This is a genomic window from Emergencia timonensis, assembly GCF_900086585.1.
In the GTDB taxonomy this organism is placed as follows: domain Bacteria; phylum Bacillota; class Clostridia; order Peptostreptococcales; family Anaerovoracaceae; genus Senimuribacter; species Senimuribacter timonensis.
Genome location: NZ_FLKM01000009.1, coordinates 606,733 through 628,022 on the forward strand (window position 1 = coordinate 606,733; position 21,290 = coordinate 628,022).

Genomic DNA, 21,290 nt, shown 5'->3' on the forward strand with positions numbered 1-21,290 from the left:
GGAGTATGAGTAAGAAAAATTTAATTGTTTTTTTTGTGTTTATATATCTTGTGACAGTGGCGCTGCTTATCAAGGACATGGCAGGGACAGCGGTCAGTGGGGACAATCTTACTGCCATGTGCCTGGAGAGCAGCCTTCCCTGTATGGATATTGTAGCAGATGACGGTCAAAAACCGGAGCCGGCAGATAAGGCGACGACGACGGATTCCACCGATCAGTCGGAAAAACCGGTAACCAAGTCAGTGAAGAAAGGGAAAAACGGCGATCCAAAGGTGCTAATCTATCATACCCATGCAACAGAGAGCTATCTGCCTTCTTCGCAGGGTAACTTTCATATTTTGCAGGAAGAAAATACAGTTCGTGATGTAGGAAACGTGCTTGAAGCGACATTGGAGGATGCAGGAATCGCAGTAGTTCACGATAAGACAATCCACGACAACCCATCTTATGATAATTCTTACACGCGAAGCTACGAAACGGTAAAAGCGCTGTTGAAGAAGTATCCGTCCATCGAGTGTATCATCGACTTGCATAGAGATGCCACTGCAGGCAGTGAAGCGGGACCTGTTCAAACGGTTAACGGCAAAACTTGTGCCGTTTACTCTTACGTCATCAGCAACACGACAGAGACCTACAGCGGCAACAGCAGCTTTCTGGGCAAGCTGAACAGCATTGCGCAAAGCTACGACGGATATACGGGAGAGATACTGGAGCGGCCGTATTGGTATAACCAGGAACTTTCCGAAAAATCCATACTTATAGAAATGGGAAATAACAGGAATAATATAAAGGAAGTCAGAAACTGTGCCGAGGTTTACGGCAAGATTCTGGCAAAAGCACTGAAAGGGAGTTGATAAGTTGAAAACCTTCAGAAAATCAATTGTACTGTTCATCGTCTTTTTACTGGGAACCGTTTCGCTGGTTCATGTAGACAGACAGTGCGCTCAAATTGATGGAAGTCATGTCCCAGTGATGGAAAGATTAGAAAATTTCATTGATAAATAGAGCTGTTTGCTATAGAATATAGATTGAATTAGTACGCAGAAGAGAGGTAATTATGGATTATCAGAAATATATTAGAAATTTCAGCATTATAGCGCATATAGATCATGGCAAATCTACACTGGCAGACAGGATTATTGAAAACACAGGTCTCGTCGCACACCGAGATATGAAAGAACAGTTCCTGGACAATATGGATCTTGAACGGGAAAGAGGCATCACAATTAAGCTGCAGACCACCAGGCTTGTCTACAAGGCAGAAGATGGCAATGAATACATCTTCAACTTGATAGACACGCCCGGTCATGTAGACTTTACATACGAGGTTTCGAGAAGTCTGGCTGCCTGTGAGGGAGCCGTTCTTGTCGTTGACTCAACCCAAGGGGTAGAGGCGCAGACCATGGCCAACGTCTATCTGGCCTTAGATGAAGATTTGGAGATACTGCCCTGCCTGAACAAAATCGATCTTGCCAGTTCCAGACCTGATGAGACGAAGGAAGAAATTGAAGAGATGATCGGCATCGACGCATCCCAGGCGCCATTGGTTTCGGCAAAGGAAGGACTCGGCATTAACGACCTGTTAGAAGCCGTAGTTCAGACTATTCCCGCACCGGAAGGGGACGAGCATGGAAAGCTGAAAGCTTTGATCTTTGACTCGGTGTATGACAACTACAAAGGCGTGGTCATCTATGTGAGAATTTTTGATGGACAAGTCCAGGTGGGCGACGTGATTCGCCTGATGAGCACCAACAAGAAATACGAAGTCACAGAGGTAGGCGTCATGGCGCCCGGCCATGTTCCTACCAAGTTCCTCAGGGCTGGCGAGGTAGGTTATATCTGTGCATCCATCAAACAGGTCAAAGATGCCCGCGTGGGCGATACGGTGACGTTGGACAAGGATCCGACGGAGGAAGCGCTTCCGGGCTACAAGAAGGTGCAGTCCATGGTCTACTGCGGCATCTATCCGGCAGAAGGGGAGAAATATGAAGGCGTCAAGGACGCGCTGGAAAAGCTCCAGGTCAATGACGCTGCCTTTTTGTTCGAGCCGGAGACTTCTACGGCTCTCGGCTTCGGTTTCCGCTGCGGCTTCCTGGGCCTTCTGCACATGGAGATCATCGTCGAGCGTCTGGAAAGAGAGTTCGGCCTGGCCGTCATCACCACATCGCCCAGCGTCGTATATAAGGTCGTCATGAACGACGAGTCTGTAGAGATGATTCAGAATCCGACCAACCTGCCGGATTTGACTTTGATCGACCACATCGAAGAACCCATTGTAAAGGCCGACATCATGATACCAAAAGAATATGTCGGGGCCATTATGGAGCTTTGCCAGGATCGACGGGGCAAGATGCTCCACATGGAATATGTGGCGGAGACCAGAGTGCAGCTGCACTACGAGCTGCCTCTCAACGAGGTTATCTATGACTTCTTCGACGCACTCAAATCCAAGACTCGCGGATACGGCTCCCTGGACTATGAGTTCATCCGTTACGAGAAGTCTCAGCTTGTCAAGCTGGACGTGCTTCTCAACAAAGATCTGGTGGATGCCTTCTCCATGATCGTTCACGAATCAAAGGCTTACGCCCGCGGTAAATTCGTCTGCGATAAACTGAAGGAAATCATTCCGATGCATCAGTTCGAGGTGCCGATCCAGGCTGCCGTGGGGCAGAAAATCATCGCTCGCTCCACGGTCCGCGCCTATCGTAAGGACGTCATCGCCAAATGCTACGGCGGCGATATCTCCCGTAAGAAGAAACTGCTGGAGAAGCAGAAAGAAGGAAAGAAGCGTATGCGCCAGTTCGGTAAGGTAGAAGTGCCCCAGGAGGCCTTCACCGCAGTGTTGAAGTATGATGAGAATAAATGACCATATTTCTCACCGCTGTCTGAAAATATGGTGCATTTATCTGCGGGTTAGTTGCTTGGGATTCTGGCAAGGATGCCTGAGATTTGATGATAAACAGTCTGCAATCCTGACAAGCTGCCAGTTTAGCAGTGAATTGAGAAGAAAGAAAATTAGAATTTGAGGAGGTAAAAGATATTATGTTAAGACCAAAAGAAGTAGTGTGTAAGTGGGTAGATGCCTTTAATAATCACGATGTAGAGGCAATTACAAGTCTTTATCACGAAGATGCAACAAATCATCAAGTAGCCAATGAGCCTGCAATTGGAATAGAAGTAATTCGTGCAATGTTTACTGATGAATTTGCGATTGCAGATATGACTTGCATTGTAGAAAATATATTTGAAGATGGGCAATGGGCAATTTTAGAATGGAAAGACCCATTAGGCTTAAGAGGCTGTGGATTTTTTCATGTTGTTAATGGAAAAATTCTGTTTCAAAGAGGATATTGGGATAAACTATCATTCTTGAAACTACGAAACTTACCTATCGAATAAATTTCAGTTTGCAGAGGTAATAGAAGAGGGCTTGCCGATAGATGAAATACAAAAAGCAGATCGATCCTGAATTAAGGTCAATAGCAAGAAACGTGCCGTATAATAAAGTGCTGATAAAGTGCGCCAATCTATTTCAGGCGATTTCTTTTGGACTAACGACAGTTCCCAAGGGAATCACGAACAGAAATATCACGATGGAAGGATATAGAGGGTTGAAATTCAGGACGGAGATCTTTGAACCGTTGAATGAAAAAGGAAAGCTGCCCTGTCTGATTTATGTCCATGGAGGAGCATTCAGCTATCGGGCTTCTGCCTATCACAAGAAACTTGCGTGCATCTATGCAATGGAGGCAAACTGCAGGGTCTGCTTTCCGGATTATCATCTGACACCTAAGTATCCATACCCAGCCGCATATGAAGATGTTCTGACCCTATATCGATGGATTATGGAAAATGCAGATGAATTTGGAATCGATACTGAAAAGATCGGAGTGGCTGGAGACAGCGCCGGGGCATCTATTGCTGCCTTGATTTGTAACAATTATAATTCGGAAGAATTGAAACAACCGTGTCTTCAAATGCTTGTATACCCTTTGACGGATATAGAGATGCAGACGGATTCCATGAAAAAGTTTTCTGATACACCGTTATGGAACGCCAGAAATAACAGGCGGATGTGGTCATATTATTGTAGGGACTTGAAAGTTGAAGATGCATATAGTGCTTCTCCAATGCATAACAATCTGCCTCAGATCATACCAAATACATATATCGAAACTGCAGAATATGACTGTCTGCGTGATGAAGGCATTCTATATGGAAAGAGACTTTCGAGAAGCGAGGCCAAGGTTGAAATAAATCAAACAAGAGGAACCATCCACGGTTATGATTCTGCTTTGAATACCCAGATTGCAATGAGTAATATTCAAAAACGCATTTTGTTTTTGAAGAAGGGGTTCGACGCTGGGTGAATCGTGTGATGCGTATTTGAAAATGTCTATGATCATGAGGTTTGGAAGACGTATAGGGGATGGGGGTATATGATGCGCGTTTTGTACGATAAAGTTAGGTTTTTTGACGCTGCATCGCAAGTCTCGCGTAACTCCGCGACGATAAAACAGCCATTACCCTGGAAAACAGACGTGACTGCTCACAATATCTGTGGATATACCACATGTGGTTACTTTTATGAAATGTAGATGGCATTTGAACGATTGGAATTCATACAAAAAATAACCGGAATCAGATATACCCCTCTGCTGATGCGCCTAAATCTTAACCCAGTTACGCGGGAATGCCCGGATATAGCTCCAAAGCCTAACCTTATTGAAACGGAACATGCTTTGATAGAAGAAAAGGAGATCACTCATGAGCAGCGAAGAACGGCTCGCACAATTTGAGAAAATGAAAAAGTCCATCGAGGAGCAGCATGCGGACATTGTGTGCAAACTGGACAAGCTGCGGGGCGAAGGCAAACAGAAGTCAGCGACCTACATGCAGCTTCTGAGCAACAAGATGACCTTTGAAAACATGCTCAAGCTTTACGAGCTGTACGACATCGATTGAGGAACGGAAAATGTTTGAAGAAACGAGGATAAAGGTAAAAGTCATTGAAGAAATCAGAGAGCTGGCTATCGTCTATGGAATAAAGCGGGATTGATCGATGACGAAGAGACGTGGTTATCTGCCTTGCTATCCAAAAATAATGTGTCCCATTCATATGATAAATGTATGGCGAACGATATCATAGAAAAGACAAAACAGAAATATGTCACGATGTTTAGCGACCTGAAAGAAAAGATAGAGAGAAGCTGGTTATAATATGAAACCTTTAGGCATTTACATTCACATCCCCTTCTGCCTGTCAAAGTGCAATTACTGCGGATTTTACTCCCGTGGCGGCACGTCGGCAGCGGAACAGGAGTCCTATATAGAATCGCTGATAGACGATATAAAGACGTACAGCAGCTTATATGGCAGCCGTTATCTGGTGGATACCGTCTTTATCGGCGGCGGCACGCCTTCTATCCTTGAGGCGGGCCTGGTCGGAAAGGTGCTTGCAGCCCTCCGGGCACACTTTGACATCGCAGAAGATGCGGAGATCACCATAGAGTCCAACCCCAGGACTTTGACGGAAGAAAAGCTCACAGCTTACAGGCAGGCGGGGGTCAACCGGCTGTCTATGGGACTGCAGTCTTTTGATGAGAACTGTTTGAAGACTTTGGGCAGAGTTCATACCGCACAGGATTTTGTCAGCAACTACCAGATGGCAAGGGCCTGCGGCTTTGACAACATTAACGTGGATCTGATGTTTGCTGTTCCTGGTCATACCATGGATATCTGGCAGGACACCCTGGAGCGGACCATCGCCCTTGCACCGGAACATATTTCCTTCTACAGCCTGCAGATCGAGGAAGGAACCCCCTTTTACGATCTGTTCATGGCAGGGGAGTTTGACCAGGTTCCCGACGATGTGGACAGGGAAATGTATCATACTGCAATTAGGCGATTTAAGGAAGCGGGTTACGAGCATTATGAAATTTCCAACTGCGCAAAGCCGGGCAGGCAGTGCAGACATAACCTGAAATACTGGTCCATGGGGGATTATCTGGGTATCGGCAGCGGCGCCAGTTCTTATGTAGACGGAATCCGCTTTACCCAGCCGCCTTTGTCGTTCTTTCATGAGAATGGGTTTGCCGATGATACGGCAGAATTTGTTTTTACCGGTCTTCGGAAGACCAGGGGAATCAGTTTGGCTGAATTCAAAGAACGTTATGGCAGGGACTTTTGGAAGGTCTTTGTGGATCGGCGCGGTGCGCTCAGTCCCTACTTTGAAAGCGGACAGCTGGTGGAAGAAGATGGGGTTCTTAGACTGAGCGAAGAAGGATTTGATATATCCAACGCCATTATGGCGATTTTCGTATAATGGTTCTTGTTACAATTTGTTGTGTTGTGGATTGCCACGTGCTAAAGCACCACCCGAGCAGAAGCGAGCGGTCTGGCGTTAGTCGTATAGGAGGAAACGTTATGAACAAGTATATCTTAGCATTAGATCAGGGGACGACCAGTTCCCGCTGTATCATCTACAATAAAAATGGCGAGATGGTCAGCGTGGCACAGAAGGAATTTCACCAGTTCTATCCGCAGCAGGGCTGGGTAGAGCACGACGCCGACGAAATCTGGTCTACCCAGATGACAGTGGCCCACGAAGCCATGCTCAAGGCGGGTGTGACGTATCAGAATATCGAGGCCATCGGCATCACCAATCAGAGGGAAACGACGGTGGTCTGGGACAAGCATACAGGGCAGCCGGTACATCACGCCATTGTATGGCAGTGCAGACGTACCGCGGAATACTGCGACCAGCTCATGGCGCAGGGGCTGGCAGCACAATTTAAGGAGAAGACAGGGCTCTTGATCGACGCCTATTTCAGCGCGACAAAGCTGCGCTGGATTCTGGAAAATGTAGAAGGCGCAAGGGAAAGAGCCGAAGCCGGGGATTTGCTCTTTGGCACCATTGAAACCTGGCTGATCTGGAAGATGACTGGAGGCAGGGTTCACGTTACTGACTATTCCAACGCTTCCAGGACGATGATGTTTAACATCAATACCCTGCAGTGGGACGATGAGATTCTTTCGATTCTGGATATTCCAAAGTCCATGCTGCCCGAGCCGCGTCCATCCAGCGAGGTATACGGGGAGACGGAGAGCACTCTCTTTGCCGGTCCCATCAAAATCGCCGGTGCGGCAGGAGACCAGCAGGCGGCTTTGTTCGGACAGACTTGCTTTCAGCAGGGAGAAGCTAAGAGCACCTATGGGACAGGCTGTTTTCTGCTGCTGAACACGGGGGAAAAACCGGTATATTCGGAGAACGGTCTTTTGACGACTATCGCCTGGGGACTTGACGGAAAAGTGAACTATGCCCTGGAGGGCTCGGTCTTCGTATGCGGCGCGGCGATTCAGTGGCTTAGGGACGAGCTTTCTCTGATGAAGAATTCTGCCGAGTCAGAGCGGATGGCGCTGTCGGTTGCAGATGCCAACGGGGTCTACGTCGTTCCCGCCTTTGTCGGATTGGGCGCCCCGTATTGGGATCCTTACGCGAGGGGCGCGATCTTCGGACTGACCAGAGGCGCCAACAAAAATCACCTTGTCCGTGCGACCTTGGAGTCTTTGGCATATCAGGCCAGCGATCTTTTGGGCGCCATGGCCTCGGATCTGGGCAAAGAGCTGGTATCACTGAAAGTGGACGGCGGTGCCTGTGCCAACAACTTCCTGATGCAGTTTCAATCTGATATTCTGGGCAAAGATGTCCTGCGTCCGCAGTGCATCGAGACCACGTCCCTGGGTGCGGCTTATCTGGCGGGACTTGCGACGGGATACTGGAAAAACCAGGACGACGTGCTGGAAAACTGGCAGATTGACAGGACATTTACGCCATCCATGGCAGATGAACAGCGGCAGACGCTTTTGTCCGGCTGGAAAAAAGCATTGGAGCGCACCATAGGATGGGCAAAATAGCAGCAATTTAATGGAGGACTTTTTATGGGTGAAATCAAACAGAGAGATTATGTATTCGACACCTTTCGAGGCTTGTGTATGTGGTGTATCCCGATTTCCCATTTTACGAGAATGGCAGGGCACTTCAGCCACGACTCCGTCAGCGGTGTCATCTATATCACGATCAATGTATTTGTCATGCAGGCGTTTATGTTTCTGTCCGGCTATTTTTCGAAAAAACCGGAAAAGAGCAGACAAATTGCCTTTAAGATATTTTTATGGCCTTATATATTGAGTATCTTTTTCTTTTATGGGGTGAGAACCCTGCTGTGGGGTCATGCGAATCTGTACTTCGATCAGCCGCCCTTTGCCATGTGGTTCATGTTCGCGCTGTTCCTGTACAAGTTGTTCCAGAAAAATTACATAAAGGTTCCGCATTTCTTTGCAATCACCTTTGTGTTGTATCTGGTGGCGGGATGCATCCCATTCTTGACGGAATATCTGTCGCTAGGTCGGCTTGTATCCTATTTCTCCTTCTTTTTCCTGGGATACTACTGCAATGCGGAACACATCGCCAAGATCAAATGCCTCAAGAAGTGGCAGAGTCTGGTCTTGGGCATCGTGCTGGTGGGTATTTCAATCTATCTTGCCTACGGACTTACTGGCATTCCGGTGGAATGGTACTTGCTCAGACGGCCAGGCGCGGAAATCGGCGTTGTCTGGTATGTGGACATCTTGATGCGCTTCGTGCTGTTCGTCCTCGGCTGTGCATGGCTGGTTCTGATGTTCAACATCCTGCCGGGCAAAGACAATTACCTGGCCTATGTGGGCAGAAATACCATGCCGGTCTATATCTTCCATCTGGTTGTGCGCCAGTGGATCAAAAAACACGGTATCACCATGGGATTTTTTGCCCTGCCGCAGGCGGGCAGTCCGCTGTATCTGCTGCTGATCCTGGGCTTAGCGTCCCTATGTGTCGTGGTATTCTCGTCAAAACCGGTGTCGAAGTTCTATGACTTTGTGGTAGACGGATTGTACGATATCTTCATGTGGGTCATCAATCACATTGTGCTGGTCATCTTCGGCGCGGTGGAGAAGGTCTTGGTGCTGGCCGGCCTGGGTACTGTGGACTGGCTGGGCAGACAGAAGACAGCCGCTGAGCAAAAAGTAGAGGATTAAAAGAAACACGAGATAACGAATCGAATGATGAAATCTGCCATAAATGTCTGCTTTTTTGATGCTTTCGGGCACTTTTGCCACGATGAAGAGGTGTTTAATGGTCTGTTTTTCAAAAAACAGGCGGATTTTTATAAATAGAAGTCCTATATAGTGGGATTCGTCTATATGAAAAATGGTGATTTTGGTCACAAATTGATGCAATGAGCCTAGCGGCAAGTGCAAAATATTCTTTCGCAACATAAAATCTGCCAGAAATGCCTTTAAAATGGCATCTTTCTGGCAGATTTTTGAATTTGGATATTAATATACATCAGTCCTCGTAGAGGAAGCTGATGTAGTTGTACATCTCCCTAAAGTCGATCTGGCACTGGCCGTCCAGAATGGATACGGTAACGTTATCTTCAAAGCCGCAGATGAGCGGATAGTCCTCGTGCTCGAAATCGTAGATGGAGACGACCTTCTTGTCCGGGTCGATCATCCAGTATTCCCGTACACCGGCATTCATGTACTTGTTCAGCTTGACGATCATGTCCTTCTTTTTGGTGGAAGGGGAGAGAACTTCCAGAACGAAATCGGGTGCGCCGTAGACGCAGCGCTTGATGACCTTGTTCCGGTCACAGACGACGATGACGTCCGGTTCGACCATGGTCTTGTCGTCACAGTCAAGCTGCACGTCGATGGGAGAAATCATCGGGAGGCAGTCGCCGTGCTTACTGGTGATGTGGTTAAATAGTTGATTGTAGATATACCCGGCGATCAGCTGATGGGCGGAAGCGGGCGAAGTCATGTTGTAAATGACGCCGTCAATCAGCTCGATGCGGTAGTCCTCTGGAAAGGCATAGTAATCCTCCAGGGTGTAGTCACCCTGTTTCTTGGTCAGATAGGGGGCAGTGGTTTCGTTGACGAAACACTTGCCCGTGGTGGAGGACGGTTCCCCCAGGACCTGTTCCAGCGCCTGCAGTGTTGCATAGCGGGGATAACTGGTTTCGCCGCTGAAAATCTTCTGTACAGTGCCGAGGGGTACGCCGGATAGCTCAGCCACCTTGGCGTTGGAGTAACCCAGTTCTCTCTTGCGGCGCTTCATTTCCTGGATAGTCATGATGATACGCTCCTTTCGGGTTAAATACGGTTTGAAATATATCCTGAATTTTCTTTATCATAACACGAATAAAACCGAAATACAACCGAATACGAAAATTTTGTTGACAAAAAAATTTTGTGAAAAAAGTTGACCATAACGCCTCGCCAACTGTATATAGAGTGAACCCATGAAGGAGTGTGATAGGATGAATATCAGGGAATTTGAAGAAAAGTACGACCAGTATAAGACCGTCATTTACCGCATCGCTTTTACCTATCTGAAAAACAATGAGGAGTGCGAGGACGCGATGCAGGAGGTCTTTCTGAAGTACCTGTTGTCCGCACCGGCATTTGAGAGTACCGAGCATGAGAAGCGGTGGCTGATCAGGGTGACCGTCAACTACTGCAAGAACAACCTGAAGCTTTTTTGGAATTCTCGCAGAGGTGCGATTGAGGAAATTGCGCAGCTTCCTGCAGATAACGAAGAGAAAGCGATTTTGGAAGAAATCTTCAATCTGCCGGAAAAGTTCAAAATCGTCATCTATCTGTATTATGTGGAAGGGTATAAGTGTGCAGAGATTGCGGAGATTTTGGGCATGAAGGAGTCCGCCGTCAAAATGCGGCTGAAAAAGGGACGGGAATTGTTGAAAATCCAATGGGAGAAAGGGGAGGTGTTCGCATGAATGAGAGCAGGATCAAAGGTGCGTTTGAAACCATGCATATCACGAAGGAGATGGATCAGAGAATCCTTGCGGCAGTTGCGAGCGGCCAGGAAACGCAGAAGGGGAGGCCGCGAAGAAGGAGCCGGAGGTTTTATCATAGACTGGCTCTGGCAGCAGCTATCGTGCTGACGCTGTTTACCGTATTTCAGATACCGCAGGTGGCGACCTATGCGGAGTCGGTGCTGAAAGAGTTTACTAAAATCTTCTATGTACAGGGAGACGAAGTCGAAATGGAAGGTAAATATATCAGAATCAGCGAGGATGCTGATAAAAGGTGGAAAAAGACCGACGGTCTCAAAGAAATTGAAAAAAACTTGAATGTCAGGCTCTTGAAATATGATGAGAGTTACGAAGGGGAGAATTCATGGGACTACTATGCCGGAATGATTGAAGGCGACAATGGACCGATTAAAGAAATCACTTTGACCAACTATTACTATATTTTAGGAGATTTGAAAAATGTCGACACGACTGTTTTTGATTCTGCGAGCACGGTGAATAGCATCACCTATACAAGCGGGAAGATTTTTAAAACGCCGGTCAGCTGTCAAATTGTCATTAAGACGGAAGCAGAGGCAGAGGAGGGAGAGGATGTAGAAGTAATCCCGGACTTTGATAGTGCAGAAGCCACCAAGTACAGATGCAAAAACCTCGGTACAGATGTACTGTTATACAGGGTGGATACCGACGGACCGGCAGCCTGGGAGCAGGTTCGTGTCAGGGAAATGACCAATATGGTTATTTTCTATGAGGGAATCGAGTATCATTTCCTAGGTGAAGTCAGCATGGACACCATGAAGGAAATCGCAGAGAATCTACATTATTAATAATGCTTACACACCAAAGAGCGCCCGTTGATTGCGGGTGCTTTTTATCAGGTGTTTACATAATTTTATAATTAATGGTAAAATAGAACCTGGATAAATCCAGGTTCTATTTTCATCGGACATTTGACGCACGTGTAAATACGTACAATAATATATAGGAGATGAAAATGAAAACATCATTTCCAAGACACCCTTCAAAAGAAATACCGACAGGACTCATGAACCGCATATTAAAGGATGCAGGGTTAAAATAGGAAGTGACGAATTGCATAGCGGGTACCTATGAAATACGTATACCCAGCTGTGTTTACCAAAGAGAAGGGCGGAAAATACGCAATTCATTTTCCTGATATTGAAAGCTGCTATACCTGTGGCAGTAATCTGGCTGACGGTCTGAAAATGGCGCAGGATGTGCTGGCCTTCACACTTTATGATTACGAAAAGGAAGGTCGTGAGATTCCTACGGCCAGCGATATAAAAGACATTGATGTAGCGGAGGATGAATTCGTCAATTACACTACCTGCGACACGATAGAATATCGCAAACGGCATAACAACAAAGCAGTCAAGAAGACTTTGACCATTCCGCAGTGGCTCAATGAGGAAGCTGCTACCAAGGGTGTCAACTTCTCGGCGGTGCTTCAGGACGCACTGCGGGACTACCTGGATATCTGAGCAGGCCGGTCACAGCAAAGGCATGAAACTGCGCTACGATACTTTTGTGCTTTTGAAGATTTTTTTGGTTATTTGACCTAAAAACCAGCTTCACAGCCGTCATTTTCGGCAGTTCAACATGGAGAAACTGGGATATTTCTGAGTGGAAAAGGGCTTCGTGGTTATTTCTTTCGATCTACAGGCATGGCATGACCGGAAATAGCAATCAAAATATCACCATAAAAGAAAAATCAGTGAAATTTTCCTCTGTGCTTCGTCTTTTGCAAAGGGTGTTTTAGGTCAAGTCACCAAAATCAATGGAAATAGCACAAAACTATCGTGAGAGCGGATTCCGGTCTGGACTGCCCGGCAACATCCATCTGCCGCAGGCCTCTTTGCCGGTTTTCCCCTCTGTCCATAACGAAAAAATTATGCTACAATAAACAAAACAATATCGCCGCACGATGAGGAGACGAGACCATGGATACAAAACCGAATTTACATAATGATAATACAAAAGAACAGGAACTTTATGCGCCAGAGGGTTATATCAGGCCCGGCGTCCAAACAAGACAAGGGACGCAAGCCAGCCGAGCTTCCCAAACAAGGCAGGCAGCCCAAGTCAGCCAAGAGGTGCAAGCCAGCCAAGTCGTCCAACCGAACCCAGATGTTCTCCCCGCCCCAGCCGCTCAAACTAGTGCCACCGCCGCCACGGTGGTAAAATCCGAACAGGGAGGTTCCACCATTATAGATTTTGATTACGACAAATATGCCGATGTGGAGAGAAAAGCGACCCATACCAACGCCATTGCCGGACTGACCTTGGGGATTTTGTGCCTGGTGACGATCTGGTTCAGCAAAATCCTTGCAATCATTCTGAGTATCGCAGGCATCGTCCTTTCCCTCAAGGGCAGGTCAGAGCCTGGCGGAAAGTCCATGGCTACAGCAGGTCTGATCTGTTCCATCATCGGCCTTGCCCTGTCGCTTCTATCTATCCTATGGACGATGATCTTCGTCATAGGCTTCATCGATGGAGTGAATTCCTTACGGCGATGGTAATCATCATTTCCCCGGCAAAGAAGATGAATGTCAATACGGATCTCTTCCCATGCAGGAATCTCCCCTGTTTCATGGAGGATGCGAAAAAACTGCTGGCTTTTCTGCGGGGACTCACTTATGAAGAGGCAAAGGCGGTATGGAATTGCAGCGACAAGCTTGCGGCGTTGAATTATGATCGGCTGCAGACCATGGATCTGGAACGGAATCTGACGCCGGCAATCCTGTCTTACGAAGGAATCCAGTATCAATACATGGCGCCGGGGGTTTTCACGACGGAGGCTTACGAGTACATCGAGGAGCATTTGCGCATTTTGTCCGGGTTCTACGGCATGCTGCGGCCTTTTGACGGGGTTACGCCTTACCGTCTGGAGATGCAGGCGAAGCTGGGCAGTGCAGAGATTGACTCTTTGTACGACTTCTGGGGATGGCGCATCGCATCAAAACTCTTCGAGGAGGCGGACACGGTCTTGAACCTGGCGTCAAAGGAGTACAGCAGATGCGTTTCGGACTATTTGCCGGAAGATAAAAGAATGATCACCTGTGTCTTTGGCGAACTGATTGATGGAAAGGTCAAAGAGAAGGGCACCATGGTCAAAATGGCCCGCGGGGAGATGGTCCGGTACATGGCGGAGAACCAGATCGAGGACATAGAGAAAATCAAAAATTTCGACCGGCTGGGCTATGCCTATGCAGAGCCGCTTTCAGATCAGCAAACTTACGTATTTTTGAAATAAAAAACGTGGAAATCACGAAGTCAAGCGGTCAAGTCTGCCAAATCGAGATTTGGGGACTTTTCCCATGAGACCTGCCAACGATTTACTTAAAGTAAATCGGGCTAGGACTTCAAGATTCCTATCTTCACATGTATAAACAAGAACCCCCTTCGCGGCATGAAAAAACGCGGAGGGGGTTCTATAATCTCAAGGTGGCTTATAAGGCCTTGACCAGGCCGCCGTCAACTAGGATGGTCTGGCCGGTGATGTAGGTATTGGCAGTGCTGGACAGCAGGAAGGCGGCCAGCTTGCCGTATTCTTCCGGCTTTCCGTAGCGCCCCAGGGGGATGGTCTTAAAGGTGTTGTTCTGCAGCTGCTCTACTGTGATGCCCTGCTTTTCGGCGCGCATCTTGTCCAGGTGGTCGATGCGGGCGGTGCCGATGCGGCCTGGGCCGATGACGTTGATCAGGATGTTGTATTTGCCCAGCTCCTGTGATACGGTCTTTGACCAGCCGACCACACCGGCTCTCATGGTGTTGGAGAGGCCCAGGTTGTCGAGGACCGCTTTGATGGAAGAAGAGGTGGAGTTTACGATCCTGCCGCCGCCGTTTTCCATCATGATCGGCGCAACCTCTCTGACTACCCGCTGATAGGAGAGAAGGGTCAGATCAAAAGCCCTGTACCAGGCTTCATCGTCAAAGGAGTTCAGAGGACCTGCAGGAGGTCCGCCGGCATTGTTGAAGAGGGCGTAGATGGGACCGAACTTGTCACAGGTGGCCTTGACCAGGGCTTTGATGTCCTCTGCCTTGGTCATATCGCCGCAGTAATAGGCCACATTTTCGTTGCCGGTTTCGGCGGTGATTTCTTCCTGTGCTTCTTCCAGCTGCTCTTCAAAAGGGCTGAAGAGCATGACTTTGGCGCCTTCCGCCGCCAGTTCTTTTGCAACGGCTTTGCCCAGGCCGGAGCTTGATGCCAGCACCAGGGCGCATTTATCTTTTAAACCTAAATCCATATTGTACCTCCAATTTATTTTCTTAACTTCAAATCGATGACCGGATTGACCAGGGGCTCCATGGCGAAGCCGTCAGGTCCGAAAATCCTGCACTCCAGGGTGTCGCCTTCCTGGATATGGACGGCTCTCGGCGTTCCTGTGGAGAGGACGTCGCCTGGCAGCCAGCCTTGCATATGGGAAACCAGGGAGACCAGGCGGGACGGGCTGTGGGTCATGTTGTCTACGGTGTTGGCCGCATGGACTTTGCCGTTGTGAACCGTCTGCACTTCCAGTTTGGAAACGTCCTTTACCTCGTCAGGGGTGACAAGCTGAGGACCAAAGGTCAGGAAGGTGTCAAAGCCTTTGACCAGGGTCAGATAGCGGGGATTGAGACGGAGAATGGACTCTTCCGTCATATCCAGGATGGTGGTGTAGCCGACAATGTAGTCCTGCCAGTCTTCCTCTTCGATGAACCTGCACTTCTTGCCCATGATGATGCCCAGTTCTGCTTCGCCGGTGGTCTTTTTTGCTTCTTCCAAAGCTGGAATGCAGATTTCATCTCCCGGTCCTGCGATACAGGAGGCCGGCTTGTAGAAACTGCCTGGAAAGCCTACGGGAGCGCCTTCACCCAGGTCGCCTGCGTGATCCTTGTAGTTGAGGCCGATGCCGAAGATGCGGGGCGGATTCCGGTAGAGGGGTCCATAGACCACCTGATCAAAAGGCACGGTTTCCATCTGCGCAAGTTCCTCGTGACCCCCGCCGTTATACCAGCGGGTCAGACCGGGAATTTCCTCGGCGCAGATCAAATCGTACATTTCTGTGTGCCAGGCGGTGCCTTTGTTACGGTTGATGGCGGCAATGGTGACCACGCCGCGCTCTGTTACGATGCCGGCCTGTTCGCGGCCGTCATATCTGATGGTTGCTAATCGCATGTTTCACTTACCTCACTTTACAAATTGATAGCCTCTGTGGATGTTGACCATATCCCGCAGGATGGACGCCGCCGCAGGAATGACGCCGGACGCGCCGCCGATGATGACCAGTTCTCCCAGGGTGTTGCAGCAGTAGCGGACGGCTTTGTTCTTGCCTTCTACGCTGTAAAGGAGCTGATCCTGGGAAAGCTTCTCCAGCTTGACGGTCATGGAAAGCTGGCCGTCTTCCTTTCGAAGGGTTTTGCCTACCAGCTTGTACTTGCAGTTTTCGCTGGCGGCCTGGGCCACTTCCGCTGCCGTCAGGTGGGTGATGCCTTCTACCTGGATGTCGTCCAGGGTCTTATTCTCCTGCATCAAAACGTTGGTCAGGATCAAAAGCTTGCCTGCCGTATCCCAGCCCTCCACGTCCAGGGTCGGATTGGTTTCCGCAATGCCGCAGTCCTGGGCTTCTTTCAGGGCCTCGGCGTATTCGCATCCTTTTTCCTCCATAAATTTGAGGATGAAGTTGGTTGTGCCGTTGAGGACGCCTTCAATCGACGTGATTTCACCGCCTGCCAGATCCATGAGGCCGCCGTTGACCGATGGAAGGGCGCCGCCTGTGGTGCAGCCGATGCCCAGTTGTACGCCGTGTTCGCGAGCCAGACGATAGAGCTTGTCGTAGTAGAGCATGACGGGGCCTTTGTCGGAGATGACCACGTGCTTTCCCGCTGTCAGCAGTTTGCGCACATAGTCTGCGCCGGGCTGCCCTGTCTCCTTGTTGGTGGGCGTCATGATGACAGCAAGATCCACGGTCTTGTCACTGGCGATATGATCTACGGTGATGTCCGCGCTGCCGCCTGTGAATTTGGTGATATCTTTCTCTTTTTCCGTAAAAGCGGCAAGCTCCTGAAGGTCGATGCCCTCTGCCTGGTAAATGCCGCCGTAATAATCGACGATGTAGGGAACGCGGATGTGCAGAAGATGGTCCTTTGCCAGAACCTCTTCCTGCATGTTGAGCAGGCGCACCAGGGCCTTGCCTACGCCGCCGTAACCGATGATTGCGATGTTCATATATGATTGCCTCCTAAATGACGCCGATGGCCATCAGATTGTCTCCCTTGCAGGCCGCAAAGGTTGACATGACCCAGAGGATGACGCAGTCTTCTTCTGCGTAGAACTCCTTGTAGATCTCCTGGCCGTGGTAGTCGGTGATGGTTGCCAGATGGCGCCCCTTTTCTATGCGGTCTCCCGGTCTGACAAAGCAGTGATAGATGCCGTCAAAATCGGATTTGAGCCGATAGAAACGGGAAAGCTCCTGCTGGCTGCTGTTTTCTGTCTTGACGCCCGGCAGCATGCCCAGATGAATCAGCACGTTGCGTGCGCCATTGTAGTGGAGCAGCTTGGTCTTGCATTCGATGAGGCCGATGCCGCCAATTTCCGGCTGGATGCTGGGGATGCCCAGCTCACTGACCGCCGCATAGAAGTTGCCCTTGTCCGTGGCCCCTGCACCTGCAGTCTCTGTATAGGAGACGTAATTCAGGCCGTAGACCTTTGCCATGGCTCGTGCAATTTCCGTTACGGCGGGATCCTGCTCGTTGATATGGTAAAATGCGTAAGGGTGGAGCCATTCGATGCTGTCACCGCTGTGCATGTCGATGTGGTACTGTGCCTTTGCTGCAAACTCGTGAACCAGGATGTGGCAGAGGCGTTCCGTCATGGTGCCGTCCGCGCTGCCCGGGAAGGTGTCGTTGAGGTTTTTGCCGTCGATGGGATTGACGAAGGGCTGCTTTGCCTGAAACGACGCGAAGTTGCACTGCGGCACGCCGATGATGGTGCCTGCCAGATCTTTGGTCTGTATGTCGTTATACAGTTTCAGATTGGCGCCGATGCCCGGATATTCCGTGCCGTGGACGCCGGACGTGATGCAGAGGACGGGGCCGTCCTGCTCTCCGGCGATGACGTAATAGGGCAGCAGAGTTTCGCCTCCCTGGCCGTCTGTCACCTGGTAATCTGTGATGAATTTATCTCCTCTGTTGATTTCTCTGTCTAAGATTTTTAACATGGGACCTCCCGATTTATTTTTTTAGCAGTTTTTCTGTGGCCTCTTTGATCTTGCCCATGGCCTTCTCGATGTTCTCATAGGAGTTGGAGAAAGCGATGCGCAGGTAGCCGCTGCCGTATTCTCCAAAGGCGGAGCCCGGAATCATGGCGACGCCGGCTTCGTTGAGGTAGTAGTCGGACGCTTCCTCGTCAGTGATGCCCAGGGCTTTGACGTTCATGAAACAGTAAAAGGCGCCCTTCGGGCAGTTGCAGCTGAGGCCTTCGATCTCGTTGATGGATTTGTATACCAGCTTTCTTCTCTCGTCGAACTGGACGCGCATCTCTTCGATACATTCCTGAGGACCGTTCAAAGCGGCTTCGGCAGCGTACTGACTGACAGAAGTGGCACAGGTCACGGTGTACTGCAGGACGCGGATCATGGCGCTGATGAAGTCCGGATTCTTGGAAGCGGCAAAGCCGATTCTCCAGCCCGTCATGGCGTAAGCCTTTGATACGCCGTTGATGATGATGGTGCGCATAGCCATGTCCGGCAGAGAGGCGATGCTGGTGTGCTTGCTATCATCATATAACAGTTTTTCGTAAATTTCATCAGAAAGTACGATCAAATCGTTGTCCTTGGCGATCTTGGCGATTTTCTCCAGGCTTTCTCTGCTGAGAACGGAGCCGGTCGGATTATTTGGCGAGTTGACGATGATCATCTTCGTCTTCGGACTGATCAGCCTTTCGATGTCCTCGATCTGCACGTTAAAGTCGTTTTCCTCTAAGAGAGGATAGGAGACGGTCTTTGCTCCTGCCAGATCAGCGCAGTAAAAATAGTGGAGCCAGGAAGGATTTGGTACCAGCACTTCGTCGCCGGGATCCAGCAGCGCCGTCATGGCGATGGATACAGCCTGGTTGGCACCTACCGTGGCGATGATGTCTTCCATCTTCATATCCAGACCGTTATCCCGGTTGAACTTGTCAGCGGCAGCCTGACGCAGACCTTCGGTACCGTAGTTGGACGTGTAGTAAGTATAGCCGTCGTCCAGGGCTTTTTTGGCGGCGTCCCTGATAAACTCCGGCGTATCGAAGTTGGGGCGGCCGATGCCCAGGTTAATGATCTCTTTTCCTTCTTTCTCTAACTTACCGGCAGCCTCAAAGACCTTTCGGATACCGGAGAAAGGAATGGCATCCATCTTCACGCTCTGCTTCATTTTATTTGTCATAATTAAACCTCCTTAAGATATATCGTGTATCGGTTCTGGTCCAAAATGGGAGACAGACCTTATGTAAGTATATAAAGCAAGGATTGTGCCAATCTGAATATCGACAAATTTTGACAGATTCGCCCACAGATGCTATGATAACGTTAATCTTTTTAGCGAGGTGTGAAAATGCTGAAAAACAATAATGATTTTTTGCAGGAGACCTGTGAGATCGTCTCCCAGCTATTTAATGTAGTCATCACCATTATCGATACGGATTTTATCAGGGTGGCAGGTACCGGCGAATATGAGGCGGAAGTGGGGAAGCATGTAGTCAACCCCAATATCTTCGAGAGTGTGATGGAGAAGAATGATACACTGATCATCAATCGTCCCGGCGAAGACCCCGTCTGTGCAGGCTGCGCAAACAAGGCGAGCTGCCGTGAAAAAGCAGCAGTCTACGCCCCCCTCCACGTCAAAGGGGAGATTCGCGGCGCCATGGCTCTGATCGCTTTTACGGAGGAACAGAAAAACAGCGGCCTCTTCGCCAAGGATGTCTTTGTCAATTTTACGAAAAAGCTCTCAGAACTGATCTCCAGCAAGATTGAAGCGGCGGAATATGCGGATCAGCTGATGGTCAACCTCAACGAGACCCTGGCGATTCTCAACTCTGTCCACGACGGGGTCATCGCCATGGATGACCAGGGTTTGATCTATCGAATCAATCAGTCGGCGACGAAGAAATTCGGCATTACGGAGAATCTCATCGGCGCGGACATTGCAGAGGTTCTGCCGGCTCAGGCGATCCGAGAGATCCGCAGGCGGAAGGAGTACATAGACAATGAAGTTACCATAAGGGGAGAACACGGTGAAACCAACGTATTGCTGACCTCCAAGAAGATCGAGCACGAGGGGAAAGACTACGGCACGGTCTTGATCATGAAGAGCATTTCGGAAGCCAGCAATATCGCCTCAAAACTGCTCCACGAGTCTGATTACAAGGTGGATTTCTCCGATATCGTCGGCGAATCAAAGGCCATTCAGGACGTGATCTCCTTCTCTTATAAGATTGCCGACAGCGACTCTACCGTACTGATCAGAGGGGAGAGCGGCACGGGAAAGGAACTCTTTGCCCGGGCGATTCACAACCAGAGCAGCCGCCGGAACGGTCCTTTTGTCGCCATCAACTGCGGTGCCATACCGGAGACTTTGTTGGAAAGCGAACTTTTCGGCTATGAGGACGGTGCTTTTACTGGCGCGAAAAAGGGTGGAAAGGTTGGAAAATGCCAGCTTGCCAACGGCGGCACGCTGTTCCTTGACGAGGTGGGTGACATCCCCATCTTTCTGCAGGTCAAATTTCTGCGCATGCTCCAGGAGCGGACCATCGAGCGAGTCGGGGGAAACAAGAATATCCCCATCGACATCAGAGTCATCGCCGCCACCAACCGCAACCTGGAGACGATGATTGAAAACAACGAGTTCAGAAGCGACCTCTACTACAGGCTCAACGTCATTCCTATTTTCATACCGCCTCTGCGGGAGCGCAGCGAGGATATCCTCATTATTTCCAAGCATTTTATGGAGAAATACTCGGCCCTTCTGCGCAAGAACGTCTACGACATGACGCCCCAGGCTGCCAAGATTCTAACCAATTATGATTGGCCGGGCAATATCAGAGAGCTGGAAAACACTATAGAATGTGCGCTGAACGTGGAGGGACAGGAGATTCTGACCAGCTTCAGCATTCCCGAGCGGGTCAAGCGCAAAGGCGCTGCAGAGCTTGCCGGAGCAGAAGCAGAAGTGCATGTGGCAGAAGATATACATGTCTGGGAGCGGGCTGACAGCCTGAAAGAACGCCGGAAGAAGGCGGAAATCGACGAGGTACTGAGAGCACTTGATAAATACGGATGGGATACCAAGGGAAAAAAGAATGCGGCGGATAGTCTGGGCATCGGCATCGCCACCCTGTATCGCATCCTAAAAGCTTATCAAAAATGATAAAGATTATCGATA

General features: G+C 49.4%; 21 protein-coding genes and 1 pseudogene. 16 read left to right on the forward strand and 6 right to left on the reverse strand.

Annotation, left to right across the window (positions count from 1 at the left end):
- Nucleotides 1–5: 5 nt before the first annotated feature.
- The 9 genes and pseudogenes from spoIIP (at nucleotide 6) to BN6539_RS13830 (ending at nucleotide 9,075) form a co-directional block, all read left to right on the forward strand.
- The gene (spoIIP, locus tag BN6539_RS13795; RefSeq protein ID WP_067539673.1) at nucleotides 6–854 is read left to right on the forward strand and encodes a stage II sporulation protein P; all 849 of its coding nucleotides are present in this window, start codon (nucleotides 6–8) and stop codon (nucleotides 852–854) included.
- Nucleotides 855–1,057: 203 nt separating this feature from the next.
- The gene (lepA, locus tag BN6539_RS13800; protein WP_067539676.1) at nucleotides 1,058–2,866 is read left to right on the forward strand and encodes a translation elongation factor 4; all 1,809 of its coding nucleotides are present in this window, start codon (nucleotides 1,058–1,060) and stop codon (nucleotides 2,864–2,866) included.
- Nucleotides 2,867–3,042: 176 nt separating this feature from the next.
- Nucleotides 3,043–3,399, forward strand: coding sequence for a nuclear transport factor 2 family protein (locus BN6539_RS13805; protein ID WP_067539680.1), 357 nt, complete (start codon nucleotides 3,043–3,045; stop codon nucleotides 3,397–3,399).
- Nucleotides 3,400–3,440: 41 nt separating this feature from the next.
- A complete protein-coding gene (locus BN6539_RS13810; RefSeq protein WP_067539683.1) occupies nucleotides 3,441–4,370 on the forward strand; it encodes an alpha/beta hydrolase in 930 nt (309 codons plus the stop codon).
- Between the two features lie 397 nt (nucleotides 4,371–4,767).
- Nucleotides 4,768–4,965, forward strand: coding sequence for a hypothetical protein (locus BN6539_RS13815; RefSeq protein WP_067539686.1), 198 nt, complete (start codon nucleotides 4,768–4,770; stop codon nucleotides 4,963–4,965).
- A gap of 69 nt (nucleotides 4,966–5,034) precedes the next feature.
- Nucleotides 5,035–5,220, forward strand: a pseudogene (locus BN6539_RS21940) (nucleotidyltransferase substrate binding protein); the annotation flags it as partial.
- 1 nt (nucleotide 5,221) lies between these two features.
- Entirely contained in the window at nucleotides 5,222–6,325 is a 1,104-nt protein-coding gene (gene hemW / locus BN6539_RS13820; protein ID WP_067539693.1) for a radical SAM family heme chaperone HemW, read from the forward strand.
- Between the two features lie 101 nt (nucleotides 6,326–6,426).
- Nucleotides 6,427–7,917: a glycerol kinase GlpK gene (gene glpK / locus BN6539_RS13825; protein ID WP_067539697.1), complete on the forward strand. Its 1,491-nt coding sequence runs from the start codon at nucleotides 6,427–6,429 to the stop codon at nucleotides 7,915–7,917.
- Nucleotides 7,918–7,941: 24 nt separating this feature from the next.
- On the forward strand, nucleotides 7,942–9,075 hold the full coding sequence (locus BN6539_RS13830) for an acyltransferase family protein (RefSeq protein ID WP_067539700.1): 1,134 nt from the start codon (nucleotides 7,942–7,944) through the stop codon (nucleotides 9,073–9,075).
- Nucleotides 9,076–9,385: 310 nt separating this feature from the next.
- Here BN6539_RS13830 and BN6539_RS13835 read toward each other — a convergent pair whose 3' ends face one another.
- Nucleotides 9,386–10,174, reverse strand: coding sequence for a Uma2 family endonuclease (locus BN6539_RS13835; protein ID WP_067539702.1), 789 nt, complete (start codon nucleotides 10,172–10,174; stop codon nucleotides 9,386–9,388).
- 187 nt (nucleotides 10,175–10,361) lie between these two features.
- Here BN6539_RS13835 and BN6539_RS13840 point away from each other — a divergent pair, with 187 nt between their 5' ends.
- The 6 genes from BN6539_RS13840 (at nucleotide 10,362) to yaaA (ending at nucleotide 14,151) form a co-directional block, all read left to right on the forward strand.
- Nucleotides 10,362–10,838: an RNA polymerase sigma factor gene (locus tag BN6539_RS13840; protein WP_182435448.1), complete on the forward strand. Its 477-nt coding sequence runs from the start codon at nucleotides 10,362–10,364 to the stop codon at nucleotides 10,836–10,838.
- Nucleotides 10,835–11,704 (forward strand): hypothetical protein, encoded by an 870-nt coding sequence (locus BN6539_RS13845; protein WP_067539707.1) that lies wholly within the window; start codon nucleotides 10,835–10,837, stop codon nucleotides 11,702–11,704. Before BN6539_RS13840 ends, BN6539_RS13845 begins: the two co-directional genes overlap by 4 nt.
- A 167-nt stretch (nucleotides 11,705–11,871) precedes the next feature.
- The gene (locus BN6539_RS23475) at nucleotides 11,872–11,958 is read left to right on the forward strand and encodes a type II toxin-antitoxin system HicA family toxin (protein WP_408606594.1); all 87 of its coding nucleotides are present in this window, start codon (nucleotides 11,872–11,874) and stop codon (nucleotides 11,956–11,958) included.
- Nucleotides 11,959–11,986: 28 nt separating this feature from the next.
- Nucleotides 11,987–12,379, forward strand: a complete 393-nt coding sequence (locus BN6539_RS13850) for a type II toxin-antitoxin system HicB family antitoxin (protein ID WP_067539711.1) — start codon at nucleotides 11,987–11,989, stop codon at nucleotides 12,377–12,379.
- Nucleotides 12,380–12,838: 459 nt separating this feature from the next.
- Nucleotides 12,839–13,417 (forward strand): DUF4190 domain-containing protein, encoded by a 579-nt coding sequence (locus BN6539_RS22965; protein WP_242869417.1) that lies wholly within the window; start codon nucleotides 12,839–12,841, stop codon nucleotides 13,415–13,417.
- Nucleotides 13,411–14,151: a peroxide stress protein YaaA gene (gene yaaA / locus BN6539_RS13860; RefSeq protein ID WP_067539714.1), complete on the forward strand. Its 741-nt coding sequence runs from the start codon at nucleotides 13,411–13,413 to the stop codon at nucleotides 14,149–14,151. Before BN6539_RS22965 ends, yaaA begins: the two co-directional genes overlap by 7 nt.
- A gap of 196 nt (nucleotides 14,152–14,347) precedes the next feature.
- On the opposite strand, the gene BN6539_RS13865 is transcribed toward yaaA, so the two are convergent.
- Genes BN6539_RS13865 through BN6539_RS13885 form a run of 5 tightly spaced genes read right to left on the reverse strand, consistent with a single transcriptional unit; the run spans nucleotide 14,348 to nucleotide 19,298 of the window.
- Nucleotides 14,348–15,142: an SDR family oxidoreductase gene (locus BN6539_RS13865; RefSeq protein WP_067539717.1), complete on the reverse strand. Its 795-nt coding sequence runs from the start codon at nucleotides 15,140–15,142 to the stop codon at nucleotides 14,348–14,350.
- Between the two features lie 14 nt (nucleotides 15,143–15,156).
- The gene (locus BN6539_RS13870; protein ID WP_067539720.1) at nucleotides 15,157–16,053 is read right to left on the reverse strand and encodes a fumarylacetoacetate hydrolase family protein; all 897 of its coding nucleotides are present in this window, start codon (nucleotides 16,051–16,053) and stop codon (nucleotides 15,157–15,159) included.
- A gap of 12 nt (nucleotides 16,054–16,065) precedes the next feature.
- Nucleotides 16,066–17,103: a Gfo/Idh/MocA family oxidoreductase gene (locus tag BN6539_RS13875; RefSeq protein ID WP_067539723.1), complete on the reverse strand. Its 1,038-nt coding sequence runs from the start codon at nucleotides 17,101–17,103 to the stop codon at nucleotides 16,066–16,068.
- 13 nt (nucleotides 17,104–17,116) lie between these two features.
- Nucleotides 17,117–18,094 (reverse strand): succinylglutamate desuccinylase/aspartoacylase family protein, encoded by a 978-nt coding sequence (locus tag BN6539_RS13880; RefSeq protein WP_067539725.1) that lies wholly within the window; start codon nucleotides 18,092–18,094, stop codon nucleotides 17,117–17,119.
- Between the two features lie 13 nt (nucleotides 18,095–18,107).
- Complete coding sequence (locus BN6539_RS13885; protein WP_082907527.1) at nucleotides 18,108–19,298, reverse strand: pyridoxal phosphate-dependent aminotransferase; 1,191 nt, start codon at nucleotides 19,296–19,298, stop codon at nucleotides 18,108–18,110.
- A 168-nt stretch (nucleotides 19,299–19,466) separates the two neighbouring features.
- Between BN6539_RS13885 and BN6539_RS13890 the strand changes: the two genes are divergently transcribed.
- Nucleotides 19,467–21,275, forward strand: a complete 1,809-nt coding sequence (locus BN6539_RS13890) for a sigma 54-interacting transcriptional regulator (RefSeq protein ID WP_067539727.1) — start codon at nucleotides 19,467–19,469, stop codon at nucleotides 21,273–21,275.
- Nucleotides 21,276–21,290: the final 15 nt, after the last annotated feature.